Origin of the sequence: Streptomyces sp. NBC_00203 (genome assembly GCF_045206325.1) — a bacterium.
In the GTDB taxonomy this organism is placed as follows: Bacteria; Actinomycetota; Actinomycetes; order Streptomycetales; family Streptomycetaceae; genus Streptomyces; species Streptomyces lutosisoli.
Window position 1 is genome coordinate 5,662,970 of the sequence record NZ_CP108126.1, and the last position, 14,588, is coordinate 5,677,557.

11 protein-coding genes are annotated in these 14,588 nt (G+C 68.9%); 6 read left to right on the forward strand and 5 right to left on the reverse strand.

Features of this window, described 5'->3' with window-relative positions; translation table 11 throughout:
• Window positions 1–51: 51 nt before the first annotated feature.
• Window positions 52–558 (forward strand): GbsR/MarR family transcriptional regulator, encoded by a 507-nt coding sequence (locus tag OG975_RS25445; RefSeq protein WP_406331672.1) that lies wholly within the window; start codon window positions 52–54, stop codon window positions 556–558.
• A 72-nt stretch (window positions 559–630) separates the two neighbouring features.
• Here OG975_RS25445 and OG975_RS25450 read toward each other — a convergent pair whose 3' ends face one another.
• Complete coding sequence (locus OG975_RS25450) at window positions 631–996, reverse strand: hypothetical protein (RefSeq protein ID WP_406331673.1); 366 nt, start codon at window positions 994–996, stop codon at window positions 631–633.
• Between the two features lie 76 nt (window positions 997–1,072).
• Window positions 1,073–2,593 carry an APC family permease gene (locus tag OG975_RS25455; protein ID WP_406331675.1) on the reverse strand — a complete coding sequence of 507 codons (1,521 nt, stop codon included), beginning with the start codon at window positions 2,591–2,593 and terminating at the stop codon, window positions 1,073–1,075.
• Window positions 2,594–2,809: 216 nt separating this feature from the next.
• Between OG975_RS25455 and eutB the strand changes: the two genes are divergently transcribed.
• Together eutB and eutC are read left to right on the forward strand one after the other, a co-directional pair.
• On the forward strand, window positions 2,810–4,204 hold the full coding sequence (gene eutB, locus OG975_RS25460) for an ethanolamine ammonia-lyase subunit EutB (RefSeq protein ID WP_327430382.1): 1,395 nt from the start codon (window positions 2,810–2,812) through the stop codon (window positions 4,202–4,204).
• Complete coding sequence (gene eutC, locus OG975_RS25465; protein ID WP_406331676.1) at window positions 4,201–5,010, forward strand: ethanolamine ammonia-lyase subunit EutC; 810 nt, start codon at window positions 4,201–4,203, stop codon at window positions 5,008–5,010. The genes eutB and eutC overlap by 4 nt, the downstream gene beginning before the upstream one ends.
• 21 nt (window positions 5,011–5,031) lie before the next feature.
• Here the strand turns inward: eutC and OG975_RS25470 are convergent, their stop codons facing one another.
• Both OG975_RS25470 and OG975_RS25475 read right to left on the reverse strand, forming a co-directional pair.
• Window positions 5,032–5,544 (reverse strand): hypothetical protein, encoded by a 513-nt coding sequence (locus tag OG975_RS25470; RefSeq protein ID WP_406331677.1) that lies wholly within the window; start codon window positions 5,542–5,544, stop codon window positions 5,032–5,034.
• A gap of 121 nt (window positions 5,545–5,665) precedes the next feature.
• Window positions 5,666–6,505: a diacylglycerol kinase family protein gene (locus OG975_RS25475; protein ID WP_406331679.1), complete on the reverse strand. Its 840-nt coding sequence runs from the start codon at window positions 6,503–6,505 to the stop codon at window positions 5,666–5,668.
• Window positions 6,506–6,696: 191 nt separating this feature from the next.
• Between OG975_RS25475 and OG975_RS25480 the strand changes: the two genes are divergently transcribed.
• Window positions 6,697–7,980 (forward strand): adenylosuccinate synthase, encoded by a 1,284-nt coding sequence (locus tag OG975_RS25480; protein ID WP_406331680.1) that lies wholly within the window; start codon window positions 6,697–6,699, stop codon window positions 7,978–7,980.
• 73 nt (window positions 7,981–8,053) lie between these two features.
• On the opposite strand, the gene OG975_RS25485 is transcribed toward OG975_RS25480, so the two are convergent.
• Window positions 8,054–9,922 (reverse strand): serine/threonine-protein kinase, encoded by a 1,869-nt coding sequence (locus OG975_RS25485; RefSeq protein WP_406331681.1) that lies wholly within the window; start codon window positions 9,920–9,922, stop codon window positions 8,054–8,056.
• A gap of 356 nt (window positions 9,923–10,278) precedes the next feature.
• Here OG975_RS25485 and OG975_RS25490 point away from each other — a divergent pair, with 356 nt between their 5' ends.
• The gene (locus OG975_RS25490; RefSeq protein WP_406331682.1) at window positions 10,279–12,090 is read left to right on the forward strand and encodes a bifunctional metallophosphatase/5'-nucleotidase; all 1,812 of its coding nucleotides are present in this window, start codon (window positions 10,279–10,281) and stop codon (window positions 12,088–12,090) included.
• Window positions 12,091–12,346: 256 nt separating this feature from the next.
• The gene (locus OG975_RS25495; RefSeq protein WP_406331683.1) at window positions 12,347–14,566 is read left to right on the forward strand and encodes a glycoside hydrolase domain-containing protein; all 2,220 of its coding nucleotides are present in this window, start codon (window positions 12,347–12,349) and stop codon (window positions 14,564–14,566) included.
• Window positions 14,567–14,588 lie beyond the last annotated feature (22 nt).

Genomic DNA, 14,588 nt, shown 5'->3' on the forward strand with positions numbered 1-14,588 from the left:
CTGGGTGGCGGCGCGTGAGCAGGGCGAATGAGCAGGGGAGATGATCCGGGGATGGCTGAGCCCAAGGAGCCCAAGGCGGCGGAGCGGGACGTCGAAGCGGTCTCCAAGTTCGTCGAGAGCTTCGCGGCGCAGCTCGTCGAGGCCGGGATGCAGCGGATGCCGGCCCGTGTCTTCGCGGCGCTGCTCGCCTCCGACACCGGCACGATGACCTCCGCCGAGCTGGGCGAACAGCTGCGGATCAGCGCGGCCGCGGTGTCCGGTGCGGTGCGGTATCTGGCGCAGCAGCACATGGTTTCGCGGGAGCGCGAGCCCGGGTCCCGCCGTGAGCGCTACCGCGTCCACAGCAACCAGTGGTACGAGGCGCTCACCAACCGTGAGGCGGTTCTCAAGCGTTGGGAGTACGCCCTGCGCGAGGGCGTCGAGGGCCTGGGCCGCGAAACCCCCGCCGGTCGCCGCCTCGCCGAGACCCTCGCCTTCTTCGAGTTCGTCGACGGCGAGATCGCCGAGATGATGGAACGCTGGCGGGTGCATCGCGACCGGGTCTTCGGCGACAGCTGAACGGGCCGCGCCAACCTGCCGCGCCAACTGGTCGCGTCAACCGGCCGCGCCGCCCGGCCGCAGGCGCGAGCGTTACCCGTCGGCGGCTTCCGGCGCGGGCTCGACGGGCTGCCCCACCTCCGCGGACCACCCCGGTCGCCACCGCGCCGCGTACTCGGCGAAGTCCTCGCGCAAGTAGGCCGGATCCACCGGCTTCAGCCGAAGCTGCCGCCGTTCGTCCGCCCACCACACCTCGAACGAGGTGACGGTGCCTTCCGTGGGCCAGTGCTCCGTGACGAGGGGGAGGAGAAGGACGTCCACGAAGCCGCCGACCTCGAGCCCGACGTCGACGAAGACACCGATGGCCCCCGGCCGGGGAACCTTCACGACGGTGCCGGTGAGGACCTGCCCGAAGCGCAGCCGGCCACGGATCCGCTTCCACTCCGCGTCGCTGACCACCCGTACATCATGACAAGGGGCGGACGCCGTGGCGCCCGCCCCTCGGCGCTCGGGGCGCCGGTCAACTCGCAGGGAACTACCGTTCCTTCGTCTCCTCCAGGACCGTGCGGCCCAGGAGTGCGTACCGTTCCGGAGCCCGGCGCTTCAGGTAGGTCGCGTAGGCCAGGCCGCCCACCGCTATCAGGGCGACGATCCACGGGGTGGACTTGAGGATGAGGGAGCCGGACTCCGTTCCCGCCGCGGCGCCCATGTTGGAGACCAGCAGGGCCACTACGCCGAGCATGGCGAGGCCGCCGAAGAGGGGGGCGGTGAAGGTCTTGAACCAGTGCTTGCTCTCGGGGTGGTGGGTGCGGAAGTAGGCGAGGACCGCGAAGGAGCAGACGGCCTGGACGATCAGGATGGCCATGGTGCCGAGGATGGCGAGCAGGACGTAGGTGCCGGTGTACGGGTCCTTGCCGGCGGCCCAGAACGCGCCGATCAGGATCGCGCTGACGACCGTCTGGACCAGGCCCGCGATGTGCGGCGAGCCGTGCCGGGGGTGGGTGCGGCCGATGGTCCGCTGGAGGGAGGGCAGGACACCCTCGCGGCCCAGGGCGTACATGTAGCGGGCGGCGCAGTTGTGGAAGGCCATGCCGCAGGCCAGCGAGCCGGTGATCATCAGCCACTGCATGACGTCGACGGCCCAGTGGCCGACGTAGTGCTCGGTGGGGTTGAAGAAGAGCGCGAGGGGGTTCGCGGAGGAGGCGGCCGAGACGGCCTCGCTCTCGCCGTTGCCCGTGATGGCCATCCAGGAGACGAAGACGTAGAAGACGCCGACGCCCAGGACGGAGATCATCGTCGCCTTGGGGATGATCTTCTTCGGGTCGCGGGATTCCTCGCCGTACATCGCCGTCGACTCGAAGCCGACCCACGACCAGAAGGCGAAGAAGAGACCGAGTCCGGCGCTGGTGCCCTTGAAGGCGTTGACCGGGTTGACCGGGCCGAAGGTGAAGCCGTGCGGACCGCCGCCGTGCAGGGCGACGGAGATCGCCATCGCGGCGAGGATCGTCACCTCGGTGCCCAGCAGCACGACCAGCAGCTTTTCGGCCACGGAGACGCCGAACCAGGTGCCGGTCGCGTTGATGGCCAGCATCAGGATCGCGAACGCCCACCACGGCACGTCAAGTCCCGTCTGGTCCTTGAGGGTTCCGGTGGCGAAGGTGGAGAAGATGCCGATCAGGGCCGGCTCGAAGACGACGTACGCGAAGGTGGCCAGCAGGCCCGAGGCGAGTCCGACGGTGCGGCCGAGACCGTACGAGATGAAGCCGTAGAAGGCGCCGGTGGAGGTGATGTGCTTTGCCATCGAGGTGAAGCCGACGGAAAAGATCGCCAGTACGACCATTGCGACGAGGTAGCTCGCCGGGGCGCCGATGCCGTTGCCGGCGGAGACCATGAAGGGCACGTTGCCGGTCATGGCGGTGATCGGCGCGGCGGTGGCGACGGCCATGAAGACCACGCCGAGAAGGCCGATCGCGTTCGGCTTCAGCCGGTGAACTACCCCTCCGGACACGGAATCCGTGTCCGCGGCCTCGGGGGCCACGCCCTCTTGTACTGCCATCGGGTGGCCCCTTTCCTCATGCACTCAGTCGCTGATCGCTCGGTGATCGGTGATGTTCGACGAGCCGGAATCCTGCTGGGCGAATGAGTCGTCTTACCGGCAGCCGCGTTAAATGTTTGTCAACCAGACCTTTAGAGCGGTGCGGGAGCGAACGTCTGCGTTAACTCTCCGGCCGGGTGTGGACCCGGCCCCGCACCCCTTCGTACGGTCGCCGTCATGAGCACCTACTCCGCCACCCTCGGCGGCCGGAAATACACCTTCGCCGGCCTCGCGTCGCTGCTCGCCGCCGCGAGCCCCGAGCGCTCCGGCGACCGGCTCGCCGGCCTCGCCGCCGAGTCCGCGCAGGCGCGGGTGGCGGCGCGGTGGGCGCTGGCCGAGGTGCCGCTCGCACGGTTTCTCGCCGAGCCGGTGATTCCGTACGAGGACGACGACGTGACCCGGCTGATCGTGGACAGCCATGACCCGGTGGCCTTCGCACCCGTGTCCGCGCTCACCGTCGGGGACTTCCGGGAGTGGCTGCTGTCCGAGGCGGCGGACGCGGCGGCGCTCGCCGCGCTGGCCCCCGGGCTGACGCCCGAGATGGTGGCCGCCGTCTCCAAGCTGATGGGCAACGCGGACCTGGTGGCGGTCGCCCGCAAGGTGCGGGTGGTCACCGCCTTCCGCTCCACGATCGGCCTGCCCGGCCGCCTCGCCACCCGTCTCCAGCCCAACCACCCCACCGACGACCCGGCGGGCGTCGCGGCGGCCCTGCTCGACGGACTCCTCCTCGGCTCCGGCGACGCGGTGATCGGCATCAACCCGGCGACGGACAGTCCGAAGGCGGTACGGGACCTGCTGGAACTGCTGGACGGAGTGATCGACCGCTACTCCATCCCCACCCAGTCATGCGTCCTGTGCCACGTCACCACCAGCATCGACCTGATGGAACGCGGCGCCCCCGTCGACCTCGTCTTCCAGTCCATCGCCGGTACGCAGGCCGCGAACGCGTCCTTCGGCGTCACCCTGGGGCTGCTCGACGAGGCGTACGAGGCCGCCAAGGGGCTCGGGCGGGGGACGGTCGGGCAGAACGCCCTCTACTTCGAGACCGGCCAGGGCAGCGCGCTGTCCGCCGACGCGCACCACGGGGTGGACCAGCAGACGGTGGAGGCGCGGGCGTACGCGGTGGCCCGGCGCTACGACCCGCTGCTGGTGAACACCGTCGTGGGCTTCATCGGCCCGGAGTACCTGTACGACGGCCGCCAGATCCTCCGGGCGGCCCTGGAGGACCACTTCTGCGGCAAGCTGCTCGGCCTCCCGATGGGCCTGGACATCTGCTACACCAACCACGCCGACGCGGACGACGACGACATCGCCACGATGCTCACGATGCTGGGCGTGGCAGGCGCGTCCTTCGTGATCTGCACGCCGGGCGGCGACGACATCATGCTCAACTACCAATCCGCCTCGTACCACGACGCGTTGTACCTGCGCGAGGTCCTCGGGCTGCGCCCGGCACCGGAGTTCGAGGCATGGCTGGACGGGATCGGGCTGCTGGACGGCGGTGGCGCCATCAGGGATGTGTCCGGTACGGCGCACCCCCTGATGACGATCGGCAAGGAGATAGCCGCATGACGGACGACCGCCAACAGGATCAACTGGGTCAACTGGCAACGCTCGTACGGGCTTTGGTGGCGCCGCCCGAGTCCGACGCCGCGCTCTGGGCGTCGCTGCGTCGCCACACCCAGGCCCGGATCGGACTCGGCCGTGCGGGGTCGGCGCTGCCCACCCGGCACCGGCTCGAACTGCAGGCCGCGCACGCGGCGGCGCGGGACGCGGTGCATTCGCCGTTCGAGCCGGACGTGGTGGCGGCCGCGCTGACGGGCGTTCCGACGATACGGGTGCGCAGTGCCGCCCCCGATCGGCTCACGTACCTTCAGCGCCCCGACCTGGGGCGGCGGCTGGACGACATCGACCGTGCGCATCTGCCGCGCGATGACTGGGACCTGGTGTTCGTGGTCGCCGACGGGTTGTCCAGCCGGGCCGTCCATGAGCACGCCGCGCCGGTGATCCGGGAGACGACGGCGCTGCTGCCCGCCGAGTGGCGGGTCGCGCCGGTGGTGCTTGCCGAGCAGGCTCGGGTGGCGCTCGGGGACGACATCGCGCATGCGCTCGGGGCCTCGATGGTGGTCGTCCTCATCGGCGAGCGCCCCGGTATGTCGGCGGCCGACTCCCTGGGCGCCTACCTGACCCACACCCCCCGCCCCGGCCACACCACCGACGCCGACCGCAACTGCCTCTCCAACATCCGTCCGCCGCTGGGTCTGACCCATGCCGCGGCTGCCGCCAAGCTGGTGGCGTTGATGCGGGGGGCGCGGGAGCTGGGGTGCACGGGGGTGGCCTTGAAGGACGAGTCGGATACGGCGCTGTCGGTGGGGTGAGTTTTTTCGCCCCCGCCGCCCCTACCCGTCCCATCCCGTTCCTGGGGGCTCCGCCCCCAGGCCCCCGGGTTGTGTGTCGTCTGCGGGCCGGTGGGGGCTGGTCGCGCAGTTCCCCGCGCCCCTGAAAGCCGCCGCCTCGGCGGTGGTGAGTTGGTCGCGCATGTTGCTGGCTGTCTTGTGCATCGACTCGCGGAGCGATGGTGAGAAGTCAGGGCGGGTTTCGGACCTGGTGGCTGCGGCTTCGGCCGACTCGGTCCAGGAGCGGAGGACTTCGAGGGGGCGTTGGTGGCCACAGTCCAGTTCGGCGCCCGACCGGTCGTAGACGACGGCCTCGTAGCCGACGTTCACCCAGACGCTGACGCCCTGGTCGTGGAAGGCCACGTCGAACGGCACGTCATCCGCGGGCGCGGGCTCCGAGTCACCGGCCACGACCGTGAACTGCTCGCCCGGCTTCATCCAACGGTCCTCACCGAGCGGCTCGATCCAGAGCGCGAGTATCTCGTCGGTGTCGTTGCTCAGTCTCACCTTGGCCATCCGAGCAGGCTAACCAGGCGCCCCTAAGAGGGGCGCGGGGAACTGCGCAATCTTTTAGGGGGGTCTGGGGGCGCAGCCCCCAGGGATGGGACGGGTAGGGGCGGCGGGGGCGAGAAACCCCCTACGCGAGCCCCGGCGGCAAGGTAAGTCCCCACGCCCCCTCCCGCACCACCCACGTCCGAGTCCGCACAGGCCCCCCGACCACAGAATCCGCCCGATACCGAAAGTCGGCCCCGGACACAGTCACCTGCCGCCCCACGACCCGGAGGGGCGACCCCTCGACCCCCACCGACGCGGGCCGGATCTCCACCTCCGCACCCCCCGACACCCCGGGCGTCACCGACACCGCCTCCACAGGCTGGTCAAGATCCACCACCAGCACCCCGTCCACCTCGATCCGCAGCCGCGCAGGCCCGGGCCCAGGCACGGCAGCCAGCCGCGAAGGCCGCGCGGCGAGGGTGCGGACCAGGGACTGGCAGGTGCGGAGCCAGGGGTGCGACGCGGCCTCCGAGGGGACCGGGGACAGCACCGACGGGATCCGGAGCGCGCCCAGCACCACCCCGTCGCTGTCGTCCACAAGCAGGTCCAGCCGCCGCTCGACCCCGTCGAGAACGGCCCGCGCGGCGGCCACGGTCCCGGTCGGCACCCCCAGCGACCGGGCCAGCGACTGCACACCCCCCACCGGTACCAGCGACAGCGCACACGCGGCGAGCTCCCGCTGCCGGTGCAAAAGGGACACAGCCCGCAGCAGGGCCCGGTCGTCGCCGATCACGACCGGTCGCCGGGACCCCCGTCGGGCCAATGCCCGAGCGAATTCCTCGGGCCCCTCCGGCAGGCACACTTTTGTCGCCGCACCCGCGCTGAGCACGTCTTTCGCGATCCGTACAGACTCGCCGTCCGTCCGACGGGCGACCGGGTCGATGACCACCAGGAGCTGGTCGGAAGCCGCCACCTCGGTCATGCCTCGCTTCCTCGGGTACCATCTTGCTGCAAGAGCCCCTTGCGCTATTGCGCCAGGGGCTTCGTCTATTCCGGGGCATCCGGTCCGACGGTCGCGGCCAAAGGAGGTCGCCGGCGTACGCAGCCGTATCGAAAACCAGCCGCGTACGTCCCCGACCTTGGACATGCCCCGCCCGGAAGGGGTGTACGCCTGTGCCCGCACTTGTGCTGCTCGGTGCTCAGTGGGGTGACGAAGGCAAGGGAAAGGCCACCGACCTGCTCGGTGGATCTGTGGACTATGTGGTGCGCTACCAGGGCGGCAACAACGCCGGCCATACGGTAGTCGTGGGCGATCAGAAGTATGCCCTCCACCTCCTCCCTTCCGGAATCCTCACGCCGGAGTGCACTCCGGTGATCGGAAACGGAGTCGTCGTCGACCCGTCGGTCCTGTTCTCCGAGCTGAACGGACTGAACGAGCGCGGCGTCGACACGTCCAAGCTCCTGATCAGCGGAAACGCTCACCTCATCACGTCGTACAACGTGACCGTGGACAAGGTGACGGAACGCTTCCTCGGGAAGCGGAAGATCGGCACGACGGGGCGTGGCATCGGCCCCACCTACGCGGACAAGATCAACCGCGTCGGCATCCGCATCCAGGACCTGTACGACGAGTCGATCCTGACGCAGAAGGTCGAAGCGGCCCTCGAGGTCAAGAACCAGCTGCTCACCAAGCTCTACAACCGCCGCGCCATCGAGGCCGGCCAGGTCGTCGAGGAGCTGCTGAGCTACGCGGACCGGCTCAAGCCGTACGTCGCGGACACCGTCCTGGTCCTCAACCAGGCGCTGGAGCAGGACAAGGTCGTGCTCTTCGAGGGCGGCCAGGGCACGCTCCTGGACATCGACCACGGTACGTATCCGTTCGTGACGTCCAGCAACCCCACCGCGGGTGGGGCGTGCACGGGTGCGGGTGTCGGCCCGACGAAGATCAGCCGGGTCATCGGCATCCTCAAGGCGTACACGACCCGTGTCGGCTCGGGCCCGTTCCCGACCGAGCTCTTCGACGAGGACGGCGCCGCGCTGCGCCGTATCGGCGGCGAGCGCGGTGTCACCACCGGCCGTGACCGCCGCTGTGGCTGGTTCGACGCGGTCATCGCCCGCTACGCGACCCGCGTCAACGGTCTGACCGACTTCTTCCTGACCAAGCTGGACGTCCTGACCGGCTGGGAGGAGATCCCGGTCTGCGTGGCGTACGAGATCGACGGCAAGCGCGTCGAGGAGCTCCCGTACTCGCAGACCGACTTCCACCACGCGAAGCCGATCTACGAGACCCTCCCGGGCTGGTCGGAGGACATCACGAAGGCCAAGACCTTCGAGGACCTCCCGAAGAACGCCCAGGCGTACGTCAAGGCGCTGGAGGACATGTCCGGTGCGCCGATCTCCGCGATCGGTGTCGGGCCGGGCCGCGACGAGACGATCGAGATCAACTCGTTCATCTAGTCAGCCGACGGGTTCCAGACCAGGAGGGGCGTCCACACGGGCGCCCCTCCTCGGTTTCGTGCCGCCGCGCTGCTCATTTCGCACGTACGAGGTCGATGGTCCCGTCGTCCTTCTTGTCGGTCCGGCGGAGCTTGCCATCGCTGGTGAGCCTGAATGTGTGGGTCGGGTCGGTGTCGCACTCGTCGGAGACATTGGGGCCGAGGAGCAGGCCGTTGGTGACCGAGACGAGGATCGAGTGGTACGTGCAGCGGTAGCCGTCGCTGATGCGGGTGATCGTCGTCGTGTCCACCTCGCTGCCGATGGCGCCCTGTTCGATGGTGACGACGGGTTTGACGGTGGGGATGTCGGAGGGGTTGGCCGGCTTCCAGTCGCCGAGGTAGGCGGCGGGTACCGCCTGTTCGCCGGTCGGGGCCTGGGTGAAGTCGCCGCTGAGGTAACCCATGACCCAGTGCAGACGTTTCCCGTCCAGGGTCAGATACTGCTTCGCGGCCATGCCGCACTTCCCCTCCAGCGAGGCGGGGACCGTCGCCGTGACCTTGCCGGGGCTGAGGACGAGTTCGGTGGAACTCTTCGAAACGAGCTCGGCCTCGCCCTTGCACAGGACGTCATGCTCGGCTCCGAGGGTGACTCCCAGCAGGGTGTCGCCCTTCTGGCCGGCTTGGGCCCCGCTGATGGTCTCGATCCGGATGAACTGTTTGTTCTTCGGATCGCTGCTGTTCGTGACGGTGCCTTCCCAGGCACCGGCGAACGGGTCACTGCCGCGGCCTGAGCTGCTGCTGCTCGCGCTACCGCCGCCCTTGCCACTGTCGCCGCCGCCCCCATCAGGCAGCTGGGAGAGGACCACGATCGCCGCGACGAGCGCGGCTGCGGCACCGACGACAATGAGCCGGGTCCTGCGCCCGCGCCGGCGGGGCCGCGCGACCGGTTCGGGCGGCCCGGGGTCCACCGGCACCTCGCCGGGCGCCACCCCGAAGTCGCGGGTCACCGCATCCACGGTCGGAGGTGCCGCGACGTCCGTCGGAGGTATCTCAACCTCCGTCGCAGGCCCGTCCGCGTCCAACAACTCCGCCGCCCGTCGCCCCAGCCCCGCCAGCAACGCCCCCGGCAGCCAGGGCTCGCTCCCGGCACCGCCCTCCGTGCGGGCCGCGACCTCGGCCGGAGTGGGCCGGAGGGCCGGGTCCTTGCGGAGGCAGTCGCGTACGAGGGTGTCGATGCCCGGTGGCAGCCCGGCCAGGTCCGGTTCCTCCTCCGCGACGCGGAACAGCAGGGCGTGCAGGCCGCTGATCGCCGTGCCGAACGGCGGGCGGCCCGTCGCCGCGAAGGCGAGCACCGAGCCGAGGCAGAAGACGTCCGAGGCCGGGAAGGTGCGCAGGCCGCGTACCTGCTCGGGCGACATGAAGCCCGGTGAGCCGATCATCGTGCCGGTACGCGTTTTGAAGTCGTCCAGGACGGTGTCCAGGGCCCGGGCGATCCCGAAGTCGATGACGCGGGGCGCGTCGACGGTCAGGAGGATGTTGGACGGCTTCAGGTCGCGGTGGACCAGACCGGCGGCATGGATCGCCTGGAGGGAGAGGGCGAGCCGGTTCGCCAGGACGCGGACGGAGGCCAGGGGGAGGGGGCCGTACTCCTTGTCCACGACCGCCTGGAGGGAGGGCCCGGGAATGTACCCGGTGGCCACCCAGGGCGTCGCCGCCTCCGTGTCCGCGTCCAGTACGGGCGCGGTCCACGCCCCGCCGACGCGGCGTGCGGCCGCCACCTCCTGTGCGAACCGCCGCCGGAATTCCGGCTCCTGGGCCAGTTCGGTCCGGACGAGCTTGACGGCCACGGTCCGCCCGCCCTCGGAACGGGCGAGGTAGACCCGGCCCATTCCGCCCGCGCCGAGCCTGCCGATCAGACGGTACGGGCCTATACGGGGCGGATCCTCGGGGCCAAGGGGGTCCATGCCGCTCTCCTGTCAACCGCTGGATGAGACCAGGTGATTCGTCGGAGCCCGGATCCTCACTCAGATCCTCTGCGCGGATCTTTGCACAGCAATAGGGGAGTTGGGGCACTTTGGCCCGATCGTCCATGAGGGTCCCATGAGGATCCCATGAGGATGCAGGGAGATGCCGGGAGAATGCCGGGACGGTGCTGGGCGGCGGCAGGCAATTTCCGTTACTTGACCGGGAGATGGGGCTTTCCTGGTTTCGGAAGGGGTACGTCCGCGACCACGATCTACGCGTGTAGTCCCCACAGGCCCCCGCACGGCTCGCACGGCCCGTTCCCCTGCCCTCGCCACCCCACTCCCAGGAGCCCCGTATGCCCGTCAATCCCCTGAACCGCCGGGAGTTCGTGAAGAAGTCGGCCGTCACCGGTGCGGCCGTGGCCGTCGCGGGGACCGCTGCCGCGACGCCCGCCCAGGCGGCTTCGGACAAGAAGCCCCAAAAGGCGCCCAAGACCTGGTCGTTCTCCATCCTCGGCACCACCGACCTGCACAGCCACGTCTTCGACTGGGACTACTACAAGGACGCGGCGTACACGGACAGCAAGGGCAACAAGACCGGCGTCGCCCGCGTCGCCACCCTCATCAAGCAGCAGCGTGCCGCCAAGGGTGAGGACCATGTCCTGCTCGTCGACGCGGGCGACATCATCCAGGGCACCTCGCTGGCGTACTACTACGCGCGCGTCGACTCGATCACCGGCACCAGCGGGCCGAAGCACCCGATGGCCGTCGCCATGAACGCCCTGAAGTACGACGCCGCCGCGCTCGGCAACCACGAGTTCAACTACGGCATCGACCTGCTGCGCAAGTTCGAGAAGCAGTGCCACTTCCCGCTGCTGGGCGCCAACGCCCTCGACGCGAAGACGCTCAAGCCCGCCTTCCAGCCGTTCACGGTGAAGTGCATTCGCGTTCCCGGCGCCCCCGACATCAAGGTCGGCATCCTGGGGCTCACGAACCCCGGAATCGCCCTGTGGGACAAGGACAACGTCGCGGGCAAGATGGCCTTCACCGGTCTCGTCGAGCAGGCGAAGAAGTACGTGCCCCGCATGCGTGCCCTCGGCTGCGACGTCGTCTTCCTCACCGACCACTCGGGCCTGGACGGCAGTTCGTCGTACGGCACCGAACTCCCGTACGTCGAGAACGCGTCGAACCTCGTCGCCGAGCAGGTCCCGGGCATCGACGCGATCCTCGTCGGCCACACGCACACCGAGGTCTCGTCGTACACGGTCACCAACACCGAGACCGGCAAGGACGTCGTCCTCTCCGAGCCGTACTGCTGGGGTATGCGTCTGACCGTCTTCGACTTCGAGCTCGAACTCGTCCACGGCCAGTGGAAGGTCACCAGCACCAAGGCGCAGACCCTCAACTCCAACACGGTCGAGGAGGACGCCGAGATCACCGCCCTCCTCAAGGCCGACCACGACCTGGTGGTGAAGTACGTCAACACGGCCGTCGGCACCTGTACCGAGGACCTGTCGGCGGCCGAGGCGTGCTGGAAGGACACCGCCGCCATGGACTTCATCCACCAGGTCCAGATGGAGTCGGTCAAGTCGGGCCTGTCGACGGCGGACGCCGCGCTTCCGCTGATCTCGGTCGCCGCGTGCTTCAGCCGTACGGCCGACATCCCCAAGGGCGACGTGACGATCCGCGACGTCGCCGGCCTCTACATCTACGACAACACCCTGTACGGCAAGAAGCTCACCGGCGCCCAGCTCAAGGACTACCTGGAGTACGCGGCGAAGTACTACCACCAGGTGCCGAGCGGCACGGCCGTCGACACCGCCACGGTGACGAACGCCAACAGCTTCTGGGACTACATGTACGACATGGCCGCGGGAGTGTCGTACGAGATCGACATCGCGCAGGCCGAGGGTTCCAGGATCAAGAACCTCACCTACAACGGCACCGCGGTCGCCGACGACCAGGTCTTCGTCGTCGCCGTCAACAACTACCGCGCCAACGGCGGCTCCGGCTACCCGCACATCGCCGCCGCCGACATCGCCTACAGCTCCACCAACGAGGTCCGGCAGCTGATGATCGACTACTTCACGGCCAAGGTCACCCTGAACCCGGCCGACTTCGCGGTCAGCAACTGGAAGCTGACGCAGGACGGGACGCCGGTGTTCTGACCCACCCGCGCGCACTGTCGCCGCAGATACGCCACCGCGGCCGGCGCCCTCCCTCCGGAGGGTGCCGGCCGCGGTGGCGTCTTTGCGTCAGAAGGCGCCAACTCGCCCGATTTTACTTGCTGTTGACGATCGGGCTGTGCCTATGGTGATCACACGCCCGGCGGCCACCAGACGTTGCACGACCTCTCGAACGACTCTCCTCTCGACCGATTTCTCGACCGAGTCCGAGTACCTCCGCAACGGAACAGGAGCCCCCGTGGCCGACGAGATGGTGCGCAAGGCACAGCAGTTCATCAACGGCGCCTACGAAGGCAAGCTGGGCATCGACCGCATCCCCGAGACCGGGGTCACCGGCTGGACGACGATGTTCGGGCTCACCCGCGCCCTCCAGTACGAGCTGGGCATCACGACGCTCTCGGACACCTTCGGCCCGACCACGCTGTCCACGCTGGCGTCGAAGTACCCGAGCCTCAGCAGCGCCACGGTCCCGTCCCAGAACTTCGCCCGGATCATCCAGTCCGGCCTGTACTGCAAGGGCTACGACGGCGGCGACATCGACGGGACGTACAACTCCCGCGTCCAGTCGTCGATGGCCCAGCTGAAGCAGAACATGGGCGTGGACTTCACCTACCCCGGCGGCGACCTGGTGCCGAAGGTGTTCAAGGGTCTGCTGAACATGGACGCCTACGTCACCGTCAACAGCGGCTCGGACAGCATCCGGGCCGTGCAGAGATGGCTGAACGGGCAGTACGTGGGCCGCAAGGACTTCTTCATCATCCCGGCCGACGGTCACCACTCGCGTGACGTCGCGAAGTCCATGCTGTTCGCCGTCCAGTACGAACTCGGCATGGCCGACGGCACGGCCAACGGCGTCTTCGGCCCGGGCACCCAGAGCGGGCTGAAGAGCCACACCGTCGCGTCCGGCGACTCGGGCCCGTGGGTGCAGCTGTTCTCCGCCGGCATGGTCCTCAACCAGCGGCCCGTCGGCTTCACTTCCAGCTTCACCAGCTCCCTCGCCTCGGCCGTCTCCGACTTCCAGTCGTTCGCGAAGCTCCCCGTCACCGGCAAGGGGGACTTCTCGACCTGGGCCTCCCTCCTCGTCTCCTACGGCGACCAGGCGCGCAAGGGCGCGGCCTGCGACGGCGTCACGCGGATCACGCCGGCCCGGGCCGCCGCGCTGAAGGCCGAGGGCATCACGTACATCGGGCGTTACCTGACCAACCCGAGTACGACCTCGCTGCCGGAGAAGGCGATCCAGGCGGGCGAGCTGCAGACCATCGCCGACGCGGGCCTGCGCTGCTACCCGATCTACCAGACCTTCGGCCGGGACGCCTCGGACTTCAGCTACATCGCGGGCCGTACCGCCGGGCAGGCCGCGGTCAACGCCGCCCTGGACCACGGCTTCAAGTCCGGCACCAGGATCTTCTTCGCCGTCGACTTCGACGCCCTGGACGGGGATGTCACCTCCAACGTCCTGCCCCACTTCAAGGGCATCGAGGACGCGATAGCCGACGACGGGAACCGGTACGCGATCGGCGTCTACGGTCCGCGCAACGTGTGCACCCGCGTCGGCGAAGCCGGCCACGCGTCCGCCTCGTTCGTCTCCGACATGTCCTCCGGCTTCTCCGGGAACTTCGGCTACCCGCTGCCCACGAACTGGGCCTACGACCAGATCGTCACCCGCACCGTCGGCACCGGTGCCGGTGCGATCGAGATCGACAACAACATCGCCTCGGGCCGCGACACCGGCCAGGGCTCCTTCAACCCGCCGCGCGTGCAGAAGGCCGACACCCGCCTCGACGACTCCGTCCTCACGGCCATGCAGACGGACGTCGGCAAGTACATGGAGTCCCTCGGCTACCCGCTCGACGGCGGTACGCGCAGCTACCAGCACTGGAAGTGCTTCCAGTCGACCGTGGTCGACCACGACGACGTCATCACCGAGCTGTCGAACCGGTACAACATGCGCAAGGCGCTGGTCCAGACGTCGGCGTACTGGGAGATGCGGCACATCGAGCCGCTGGACGAGGCGGCCTGGGAAGCCGTGATCCTCGCGTACAACACGACGGGCCAGTACATCAAGGACACGTCCACGGGCATCGCCAAGCAGCGTGCCCTCACCCTCGTCGGCGCGTGGAACCACTGTCTCACCAAGGGGTATGTGACGGGCCGCCCGATCCTCGACGCGTCCAAGGACGACGACAAGTACTCGATCTGGAAGAAGGCGCACGACGACGAGAGCTTCGCCCTCACCAGCGTCTTCATGATCCACATGTGGGACATCGACGGGAAGCCCGGCGGAGACGACAATTCCCCCGCGATGCGATCGCCGCGCCTGGACTACACCGACTCGGAGATCTACGACGTCCTGCGGCGCTACCAGGGTCCCGCCGAACCCGCGTTCACCGAGGCGAAGAAGCGCCTGGGGCTGTACTACGTGATGGAGAAGTACAACTCGATCTCCAGGAACGTATAGATCGCACAGATCTCCCCGCAGG

Bases quoted from the DNA above. Each gene is read 5' to 3' on its own strand.
- OG975_RS25445 (WP_406331672.1), top strand. From the start codon at position 52: ATGGCTGAGCCCAAGGAGCCCAAGGCGGCGGAGCGGGACGTCGAAGCG.
- OG975_RS25455 (WP_406331675.1), bottom strand. From the start codon at position 2,593: ATGGCAGTACAAGAGGGCGTGGCCCCCGAGGCCGCGGACACGGATTCC.
- eutB (WP_327430382.1), top strand. From the start codon at position 2,810: ATGAGCACCTACTCCGCCACCCTCGGCGGCCGGAAATACACCTTCGCC.
- eutC (WP_406331676.1), top strand. From the start codon at position 4,201: ATGACGGACGACCGCCAACAGGATCAACTGGGTCAACTGGCAACGCTC.
- OG975_RS25470 (WP_406331677.1), bottom strand. From the start codon at position 5,544: ATGGCCAAGGTGAGACTGAGCAACGACACCGACGAGATACTCGCGCTC.
- OG975_RS25475 (WP_406331679.1), bottom strand. From the start codon at position 6,505: ATGACCGAGGTGGCGGCTTCCGACCAGCTCCTGGTGGTCATCGACCCG.
- OG975_RS25485 (WP_406331681.1), bottom strand. From the start codon at position 9,922: ATGGACCCCCTTGGCCCCGAGGATCCGCCCCGTATAGGCCCGTACCGT.
- OG975_RS25490 (WP_406331682.1), top strand. From the start codon at position 10,279: ATGCCCGTCAATCCCCTGAACCGCCGGGAGTTCGTGAAGAAGTCGGCC.